The organism is Microbacterium umsixpiens, from assembly GCF_053543675.1.
Map to the genome: position 1 here is coordinate 22698 of NZ_JBLVOH010000023.1, position 9598 is coordinate 32295.

A 9598-nucleotide genomic window follows, 5' to 3' on the forward strand; every position below is an offset into this window, starting at 1 on the left:
GCGCCCCCCGGCTGGCGGCGGAAGTCGAACACCTGCAGGGTCACCGAGATGGCTCCGCTGAGCACTGCGAACAGGAACTGCACCACGAACAGTGCGGCATAGCCGAGGTTGATCCGGCCGGAGAGCTCGACGGTCGGCAGCCGGAACACGCGGGTCACGAAGATCGCGACGACGAGTCCGGACAGGAAAGACAGCACGGTGAACTGCGCCCACAGCAGCATCCACAGCACGACGAGCCAGGCCAGGAAGGGCAGCTGGACCCGGATGTCGCGCCAGAGGTGACGCTTGGTCTGTCGTCTCATCCGCCCACCTCCTCTTCCAGCTGGACGAGGCTGACGGGCTGCAGCAGTGCGGCGCCGATGCGGTCGCAGAGCGCGTACAGGGGCCCGGCGAAGATCGTGAGCGAGACGGTGACGGCGACCATGCCGGCCGTGGCGATCGTCATGATCTTCGGGATGCGGCGACGCTCCTGCTGCTCGTCGGCGGCCGGGGCGTTGCCGAGGTACGAGATGCGACCCTCGGTCTCGGTGGAGTCCTCCTCCTCGCGCCAGAAGGCGAGGTTCCAGGCGCGCATGAGTGCGTACAGGGTGAGCAGGGAGGTGACGATGCCGCCGAAGATCAGCACGATCATGATCGGGGTGCCGACGGATGCTGCCGCCTCGAAGAGCGCGAACTTGCCGATGAAGCCGGAGAACGGGGGGAGTCCACCCAGGTTGATCGCGGGCACGAAGTAGAGCACGGCGATCACCGGTGCGACCTTGAGCAGCCCCTTGACCCGCAGGATCGAGGTGCTCCCCGCTCGTCGTTCCACGAGTCCCACCGCGAGGAAAAGGGTCGTCTGCACGACGATGTGGTGGACGATGTAGTACACGGTCGCGCCGATCGCGGCCGGCGTGGCTATCGCGAGGCCGAAGATCATGTAGCCGACGTGGCTGACGAGCGTGAACGACAGTATTCGCTTGAGTTCCGCCTGCGCCACGGCACCGAGCACACCGACGATCATGGTCGCGAGCGCGATGATCAGCAGCACCGTGTCGATGCTGTTCGAGGCGAACAGCTGGGTCTCGGTGCGGATCAGCGCGTAGACGCCCACCTTGGTCAGCAGGCCCGCGAACACCGCCGTGACGGGGGCGGGGGCGGTCGGGTACGAGTCGGGCAGCCAGAAGGACACCGGGAAGATCGCGGCTTTGATGCCGAAGGCCACCACCAGCATCAGGTGCAGCACCAGCTGGGTCTCTTGTGGAAGCTCCGACATGCGCTCGGCGATCTGGGCCATGTTGACGGTGCCGAGTGCGCCGTAGATCATGGCGATCGATGCGAGGAACAGGATCGACGAGACCAGCGAGACGACGATGTAGACGGCGCCGGTGCGGATGCGGGACTCGGTGCTGCCGAGAGTGATGAGCACGTACGAGGCGACGAGCAGGATCTCGAAGCCGACGTAGAGGTTGAACAGGTCGCCGGCGATGAAGGCGTTGAAGATACCGGCCGCGAGGATCAGGTATGAGGGGTTGAAGATCGAGATCGGGGTCTCGTCCGTGCCGTCGGCGGCGCCCTGGCCGATGGAGAAGAGGAGGACGGCGAGGAGCACGATGCTCGAGATGAGCACGAGGAGCGCGGCGAGCCGGTCCACATAGAGCACGATGCCGAAGGGCACCGGCCAGCCGCCGACCGAGACGGCGAGCGGGTCGCCGGAATCCACCACGACCAGGAGCACAGCGGCGATCACCGAGACCGCGGCGAGTGTGGCGACGGTCACGACGACCTGGAGCCGCGCGTTCCGGCCGAACACGAGGGTGATGGCGGCGCCGAGGAGCGGGAGCCCGACGAGGAGCGGGACCAGTGCGGTCATGGCCGGCCCTCCTCGTTCTCGTCGTGGTCGTCGGGTTCATCGGGGCGCGCCTGGTCGCCCTCGGCTGAGCGTGAGGAGGGTTCGTCGCCCCAGCCCGTCGGCGCGTCGAACGGTGCATCGTCGTGGATGGCGGGGTGGTCGCGCATGTGCAGCACAGTGATCGGTGCGGTCTGCACGCCGACGAAGTCGGTGGTCGCCTCGTCCTCGTCGGTCTCGGACTCGTCGTCCATGAGATCTTCGTCGGCGTCGGTGCGCTCGCGGAGCGCGATGTCAGCCTCGTCGTCCTCGACGGTGTCGGCCTGGCCCAGCTGCCAGGAGCGATAGATCAGGGCCAGGAGGAAGGCCGAGACCGCGAACGTGATCACGATGGCGGTCAGGGTGAGCGCTTGGGGGAGCGGGTCGCTCATCTCGCCCTCGGTGCCGAAGAACGGCGCGTTGCCCGGGACGCCCATCACGATCAGCAGCAGCAGGTTCGTGGCGTTGCCGAGCAGGAGGAAGCCGATCAGCACGCGGGTGAGGCTGCGCTCCAGCATCGCGTACACGCCGCACGCGAAGAGGATGGCCATGATGACGATCAGGGTGAGCGAGACATCCATCAGCTGCTCCCCCTGCCGCGCGAGAGGAAGCCTTCAGGACCGGGGGTCGAGCGCAGAGCCGCCTGCCTGTCGACCTCGGCGCCGAGGCTGCGCAGCACGTCGAGGACGAGCCCGATCACGACGAGGTAGACACCCACGTCGAAGATGGTCGAGGTGACGAACTCCATGTGCCCGATACCGGGGATCTCCCATTCCCAGAACGTGCTCGTCAGCGGCGCGAGCCCGAAGAAGAGCGGGACGACGGCCGTGCCGACGGCGAGGATGAGGCCGGTTCCGAGCAGTCGGCCGGCATCCGTCGGTGCGGCGGCGCCGAGTTCCCAGCGGCCTCCGGCGATGTAGCGCATGACCAGCGCCATGCCCGCGACGAGTCCGCCGGCGAAACCGCCGCCGGGCAGGTTGTGCCCGGCGAAGAGCAGGAAGATCGACACCACGATGATCGTGTGGAACAGGATGCGGACGATCACCTCGAGCAGGATCGACCTGTTCTCGGGTTTCATCTTCTGCCCACCGACGAGCCATGCCCGCGGGCTGCTCTCGTTCTCGGAGTTCTGGAACCGGATGCCCTCGGTCGTCTCGACGAGCGGACGGCTGCGCGCGGCCTTGCGGGTCGCCTTCGGCAGGTTCTTGGTGGCGGCCAGCAGGTCGGCTCGATGGGTGACGAACACGAGCGAGGCCACACCGGTCGCGGCGAGCACGAGCACCGACAGCTCGCCCATCGTGTCCCAGCCACGCAGGTCGACCAGGGCCACGTTGACGACGTTCTTGCCGTGACCGATCTCGTACGCGAGCTGCGGGAACACCTCCGAGATCGGATCCGCGATGCGGGATTGCGTGGCGACGACCGCGACGAAGGCCATGGTGACGCCGACGCCGATCGCGAGGAGCGCCCGGGGGACACGCCCCACCGAGGCGTTGTGTTCCCCCATCCGCGCGGGCAGGCGGCGAAGCACCAGAGCGAACGTCACCATCGTGACGGTCTCGACCAGGATCTGCGTGAGCGCCAGGTCGGGTGCGCCGCTCGTCGCGAACAGCACGACCATCCCGAGCCCGGTGACGGAGACGAGGACGACGCCGGTGTAACGCTTCTGGGCACGCACCGCAAACACCCCGGCGATCGCCATGATCGGCGCGACGACGATCTGCGCCGGCGTGTGCCAGGCGGAGAGGTTGTAACGATCGATGTCGCTGGCGATGAGCGCGGTGACCTCGGCGGCGACGAACACCACGAAGATGGTGCCGACGTACACCGGCAGCGAGCCGCGCTGCGTGAGGGTGGTGCTGAGCACGGAGAGACGGTCGATGCCGCGCATGACGAGGTAGTAGACATCGGCGGCGGTGAAGCGCAGGAGGCGGGGCCTGCGGTCCCAGCCGGTCCGGCGGCTGAGCAGGAAGAGGCCGATGCCCAGCAGGATCGACGCGATCGAGATGCCCAGGGCGGGCTCGAGGCCGTGCCACAGCGCGAGGTGCCCCGGGCCTTCGACGGCTTCGCCCGCGTGGTCGAGCCCGGGAGTCGCGGTGACGGCGTAGCCCTGCAGGGCCACGTCGAGCGCGGGCGCCCCGATACCCGCGGCGAGCGTGACGCCGGCGAGGATGATCGGCGCCGAGAGGAACCCGACCGGCGGATCGGGCCAGGCGGTGTCGGGCAGCTGCCCCTGCGCGTCGCGCTTCTTCCAGAAGGCTCCCCAGAGGAAGCGCGCCCCATATGCCGCGGTGAGCATGGAACCGAGGACGACGCCGATGAGCGCCACCAGACCCCAAGGAGAACCCCCCAGGGCGTCGTCGAGCAGAGCCGTGAGCGTGGACTCCTTGGCGACGAACCCGATGGTCGGAGCGATGCCCGCCATCGATGCCACCGAGATGAATGCCGCCGTCGCCATGACCGGCGCCTGCCGCCCGACGCCGGAGAGCTCGGTGATGTCACGGGTCGACAGCTGCCGGTCGATGACGCCGACGATCAGGAAGAGGGCCGACTTGAACAGGGCGTGGCCGATCACCAGCGCGAGTCCGGCCAGTGCTGCGGCCTGCGTGCCGTAGCCGACGACGATCGCGAAGAACCCGAGCTGACTGACCGTGCCGAACGCGAGGATGCGCTTGAGGTCGGTCTCGCGCAGCGCCTGGATGCCGCCGATGAGCATCGTGAGGATGCCGAGGGTGATGACGATCGGGCGCCAGGGGGCGCTGAACGCGAAGATCGGCGCGAACCGGGCGATCAGATAGATGCCGGCCTTCACCATCGCGGCCGCGTGCAGATACGCGCTCACCGGGGTGGGCGCGGCCATCGCACCGGGGAGCCAGAAGTGGAACGGGAACAGGGCCGACTTGCTGATCGCGCCGATCAGGAGCATGACGATCGCGGCATCGACCGCAGGGCCCGTCGGTGCGATCTCGAGGATCTCGCGGATGCTCGAGGTTCCGGTGTCCACGACGAGGATCACGACGCCGACGAACATCACGAGTCCGCCGAGGGTGGTCACGAGCAGGGCCTGCAGTGCCGCACGTCGGCTGGCGGCGCGGCGGCGGTAGTGGCCGATGAGGAGGTACGAGAGGATGCTCGTCACCTCCCAGAACATGACCAGCATGACGAGGTCGTCCGTCAGCACGAGGCCGTACATCGCTCCGGCGAATCCGAGAAGGACGCCCGCGAACTGGCCGACGCCGGCCGAGTCCTCGTAGAAGTACCACCGGCAGTAGAGGAGCACGAGGGCGCCGACGCCGGTCACGATCAGGGTGAGCACCCAGCCGAGCACGTCCATATTCATGGAGAGGTTCAGCCCGAGCTGCGGAATCCACTCGACCGACTCGAACGGAACGGGGCCGTCGAGCACCTGCGGCGTCAGGACGAGCGCGTGCACGAAGGCCGCTGCGGGGACGAGTGCGGCGATGGCGAAGGCCTGAGCTCCGAGCCAGCGCACCAGAACGGGCATCAACAGCGACCCGAGCAGGAACACGGCGAGGAGCGTCAGCATATACGCGGCTCCCTCGGGGGTCGTCGGCCTTGAGGCCAGGCGGGGGGTGTCGCCTTTAGTTTACCCGGGCGAAAAGGCCGTCCGGTCCGCGGGTTGCACGATCGTGCAAGAGTGGTCGCATGCGGCGGGTCTGGGTGCGGGAGCTGGCCGGGTGGTTCGGCGCCCTGTCGCTCGCAGTGATCACCGCCGCACAGGTCGCATCATCAGCGCGATCGGAGTTGCTGTTCCGCGACGGAGATTCCCTGATCGTGGGGATGTTCGCGCGGTCGCTCCTTTCCGGTGAGCCGCTGGACTGGGCGATGTCGAGCGTGCTCTTCCTCCCCGAATCCGCGGTGTTCGCGGGGCTCGACCTGCTCCTTCCGGTCGATGTGAACAGCCTGCTCGCGATCAATGCCGTGATCAACATGCTCGCCCTCTACGGAGCACTTCGGCTCGTGGCCGGTCGGCGGAGAGAGGACCGGGCACCCGTCGCGTGGGCTCTTCTCGGACTCGCGGCCGTCTGCACCATCGCCGTGACCGAGCTCTCTGCATCGCGCGATGCCCTCGAGCTCGCGTCCCTGCAACTCACGACGACCTACTACTCGGCGACCGTGGTCGCGGTCGTGCTCTCGGTCGGTCTGGTGCGTCGCGCGCTCGACCGCGCGTCCGGGATCGTCGGTCTCCTGGTCGCGCTCGGCGCCACGGCGGCCCTGTCGACCCTGTCGAATCCGTTGTACGCGGCGTGGGCGGTGGTTCCGATCGCGGTGCTGCTCGCGCTGCTGACCATCCGCTCGCGGCAGCGGTCGCGCTTGACGCTGCTCCTCGGTGTGCTCCTGATCGGCACGGCTCTCGGCTTCGTCGGACGCATTCCACTTCGGGCATGGATCGCCAACACGGGCGCCGGCTACGTGCAGCCGGAGCGATGGGCCGATTCACTCGGCTACTACGGCGGACTCGCAGCAGACCGCCTCTCGACCCCCGGCGGGGTGTTCGGCTGCCTGATCGTGCTGGTGCTCCTCGTGCTCGCGGTCGTCCGCACGGCGCGCGCCGCGAGTGAGGGTTCGCGCTTCGTCGCCGCCGTCGCCTGGCTGATGCCCGTTCTCGTCGTGATCGGCGCGATCGCGCTCGGCACCCACGCGGCCCGCTACCTGCAGCCTGTGGTGTTCGCGCCCGTTCTGGCCCTGGTCGCCCTGCCGCGCGCGGGGTGGATGCCGCTCCGCCCCCGGTCGCTCGTCGCCGCGATCGCCGCGGTGCTGCTCGCGCTCGGCGGCATCCTGAGCATCCCGCGCCTCGCTGCGGCCGCCGAGGTCGCCGACCCCGACCTCACCTGCGTGACCGACTGGGTCGACGCGTCCGGCCGCACCGGGGCCGGTCAATTCTGGACCGTACGTCTGCCGAAACTGCACCTCGACGATCCTGCGCAGCTCGTGCAGGTCGATCATGAGCTGCGCGGCTATGCCTGGTTGGTGAACCGTCGCGATTTCGACGTCGGAGAGGTGACGTTCCTCGTGGAGGATGCGCAGACGGTTCCCTGGAACCTGCCCGCACCGGCCATTCCCGACGAGGTGATCGACTGCGGCCGCTACCGCATCCTCGATCTCGGCGACACGGCGCTTCCGCTCGGCCCGCAGCGCAGCTGACTGTGACCGCCGGCGGGGCGGAGCTCAGCGTGAGGCCGGGCCGGTGGTGGTGCCGACGCGGAACCGACAGGTGAGATGCTGCGTGATCCCCGGTTCGCCTCGCAGCATGCGGGCGACCTGCTCCCCCGCCGCGCGGCCCTTCTCGACGGCCGGCTGCACGCTCGTCGTGAGGGTGAGGTCGCCGAGACCGTCCAGCGCGATACCGTCGAAACCCGCGACGGAGAGGTCTTCGGGGACGCGGAGTCCCTTCTCCTCGGCCGCGCGGATGACCCCGACGGCCAGCAGGTCGCTCTGGGCGAGCACCGCGGTCGGCCGGGTGGCGGGGTCCGCGAGCAGCATCCTGCCGACGCGCACGCCTTCGTCGATGAGGCTGCCGGATGCCGAGATCGCCGGGGCGTCGGGGAACACCTCCCGGGTGCCGGCCAACCGGTGGACCGTGACGTCGACGGTCGCGTTCGCGAGACGCTCCGGTGTGACGGCTGCACGCTCGCGGTCGCTGTCGAGCGGCAGGGTGACCAGGGCGACATCGCGGTGGCCGAGGTCGCGCACGTGCTTCGCGATGTCGGCCGAGGCTGCCGCGTTGTCGAGTGTGACCCGCGGGATGGCCTCTCCGGCGTCCCCTTCGATCACGACGACCGGGAGGCCGCGGCCGACGACCACCTCGAGGGATGCCCGGGTGCGTCCGGAGCATCCGATCAGCACGACGGCATCGACGGGTGCATCGGCGATCGCCGTGCCCTCCCCCGGCTCGTCGCGCATCAGCAGGATGCCGGCGCTGAGTTCGGCGAGTCCGTCGGTGAGGCCGTCCATCATGGCCGTCGTCACGGGGTCGAGGAAGGCCGCACGCAGGTGTCCTTCGAGCACGACGGCGACGATGCCGCTGCGACCGCGTCGCAGGGAGGCGGCGCGGGGGTCCGGTCCGGCGTAGCCGAGTTCGGCGGCGGCGGCGAGTACGCGCTCGCGGGTCGCGGGTGCCACCTTCGCCTTGCCGCTGAAGACGACCGAGGCGGTGGACGTCGCCACACCCGCCTCGCGTGCGACGTCGGCGATCGTGGGCCGACGCGGCGTCTCCTGACTGCTCATGCTTCGAGGATAGCTCGCTTCCGTTCCCCCGGGTCGAATCGATTCGATAGGCTGTCCGGCATGGAAGCAGCCCTGACCCGTTCGCAGTTCGTCCGCTGGCGCGCCGCGATCTTCGCCATCTTCCTGGCGAGCGGCCTCTCGATCGCGACCTGGGCGTCGCGCGTGCCGGGGATCAAGCAGGCGCTCGAGCTCGACAACGCGCAGGTCGGGATGCTGCTTCTCGGCATGGGTGTCGCCTCGATCATCGGCATCTCGACGAGCCCCGCGGTGATGGCGCGCACCGGCGCCCGGCGCGGCATGCTGGCGGCGATGCTCATGTTCGCGCTGGGCATCGCACTCGTGGGCCTCGGCGCGACGGTGTTCGGCTCGGTGGCCGTCGTCCTCCTCGGCATGGCCCTGTTCGGATTCGGCAACGGCTGCGTCGACGTGATGATGAACGTCGAGGCCACCGCGATCGAGCAGCAGATGGGCCGCACGATCCTCCCCGTCTTCCACGCCTTCTTCAGCTTCGGAACCGTCATCGGCGCCGGCATCGGCGCCCTCGCCGCCCACCTCGCGATCGATGTCGCGACGCACGCGGTGTCCATGGGCGTGCTGATCGCCGTGATCGCGGTGGTCTGCTTCTTCCAGGTGCCGGCGCGTGCGGCCGCCCTCGATCCGGAGGATCACGTCAAGCCGCCGTTCCGCGAGCGCATGCACACCGCGCTCGAGGCCTGGCGCGAACCCCGCACCTACCTGATCGGCGTCGTCATGCTCGGCATGTCGTTCGCCGAGGGCGGCGCCAACGACTGGATCGCGCTCGGTACCGAGCAGGGTCATGGTTTCGCGGAAGGCACGGGAGCCGTGTCGCTCGCGGTGTTCTCCATCGGGATGACGACGGTGCGCCTTTTCGGCGGCCCGCTCGTCGACCGATTCGGACGCGTCGCGGTGCTGCGCATCCTCGCCGTCGCCGCGGCATCGGGGATCCTGCTGTTCATCCTCGCGCCCACCTTCCCGCTGGTGCTCGTCGGGGCGGCGCTCTGGGGCATCGGAGCCTCCCTCGGCTTCCCCCTCGGCATGTCCGCCGCCGCGGACGACCCGGCCAAGGCGGCGGCTCGCGTCAGCGCGGCCGCCACGATCGGCTACATCTCGTTCCTCGGCGGACCGCCCGTGCTCGGCGTCATCAGCGAGCACATCGGCCTGCTGAACACCCTGTTCATCCTGGTCGCCCTGGTCGTCATGTCCGGGCTGTTCTCGGGCGCCGCCCGCCCGCTGCGCGACGACGAGAAGACCCCGGCGGCGAGCACAGAGCAGCGCTGAGCGCTCAGCCCTCGCGGCCTCGCACGATCGCTGCCGCGTGCGAGCGGCTGCGCGCGCCGAGCTTGGTCAGCACGTTCGACACGTGCGTCTTCACCGTGGGCACCGAGATGCGCAGCCGTGCCGCGAGCTGCGCATTCGACCAGCCCTGCAGGATGCCGTCGAGGACCTCCCGTTCGCGAACGG

At 69.2% G+C, this 9598-nt stretch carries 8 protein-coding genes; 2 read left to right on the forward strand and 6 right to left on the reverse strand.

Annotated features, from left to right (window positions below):
- The 4 genes from ACNPM4_RS02185 to ACNPM4_RS02200 form a co-directional block, all read right to left on the reverse strand.
- A partial coding sequence (locus ACNPM4_RS02185; protein WP_448984538.1) for a Na+/H+ antiporter subunit E occupies positions 1 to 302 on the reverse strand: 302 nt, incomplete at its 3' end.
- A complete protein-coding gene (locus ACNPM4_RS02190) occupies positions 299 to 1852 on the reverse strand; it encodes a Na+/H+ antiporter subunit D (protein ID WP_029264128.1) in 1554 nt (517 codons plus the stop codon). The genes ACNPM4_RS02185 and ACNPM4_RS02190, both read right to left, overlap by 4 nt.
- Positions 1849 to 2448, reverse strand: coding sequence for a Na(+)/H(+) antiporter subunit C (locus ACNPM4_RS02195; RefSeq protein ID WP_105711432.1), 600 nt, complete (start codon positions 2446 to 2448; stop codon positions 1849 to 1851). The genes ACNPM4_RS02190 and ACNPM4_RS02195 overlap by 4 nt, the downstream gene beginning before the upstream one ends.
- Positions 2448 to 5414: a Na+/H+ antiporter subunit A gene (locus ACNPM4_RS02200; protein ID WP_448984539.1), complete on the reverse strand. Its 2967-nt coding sequence runs from the start codon at positions 5412 to 5414 to the stop codon at positions 2448 to 2450. The genes ACNPM4_RS02195 and ACNPM4_RS02200 overlap by 1 nt, the downstream gene beginning before the upstream one ends.
- A 119-nt stretch (positions 5415 to 5533) precedes the next feature.
- Between ACNPM4_RS02200 and ACNPM4_RS02205 the strand changes: the two genes are divergently transcribed.
- Positions 5534 to 7033: a hypothetical protein gene (locus ACNPM4_RS02205; protein ID WP_448984540.1), complete on the forward strand. Its 1500-nt coding sequence runs from the start codon at positions 5534 to 5536 to the stop codon at positions 7031 to 7033.
- Positions 7034 to 7057: 24 nt separating this feature from the next.
- On the opposite strand, the gene ACNPM4_RS02210 is transcribed toward ACNPM4_RS02205, so the two are convergent.
- Positions 7058 to 8116, reverse strand: coding sequence for a LacI family DNA-binding transcriptional regulator (locus tag ACNPM4_RS02210; protein WP_029264132.1), 1059 nt, complete (start codon positions 8114 to 8116; stop codon positions 7058 to 7060).
- A gap of 60 nt (positions 8117 to 8176) precedes the next feature.
- Here ACNPM4_RS02210 and ACNPM4_RS02215 point away from each other — a divergent pair, with 60 nt between their 5' ends.
- Positions 8177 to 9415, forward strand: a complete 1239-nt coding sequence (locus ACNPM4_RS02215) for an MFS transporter (RefSeq protein ID WP_448984541.1) — start codon at positions 8177 to 8179, stop codon at positions 9413 to 9415.
- Positions 9416 to 9419: 4 nt separating this feature from the next.
- Here the strand turns inward: ACNPM4_RS02215 and ACNPM4_RS02220 are convergent.
- The coding region (locus ACNPM4_RS02220) for a response regulator transcription factor (protein ID WP_448984575.1) at positions 9420 to 9598 on the reverse strand (179 nt) is incomplete at its 5' end.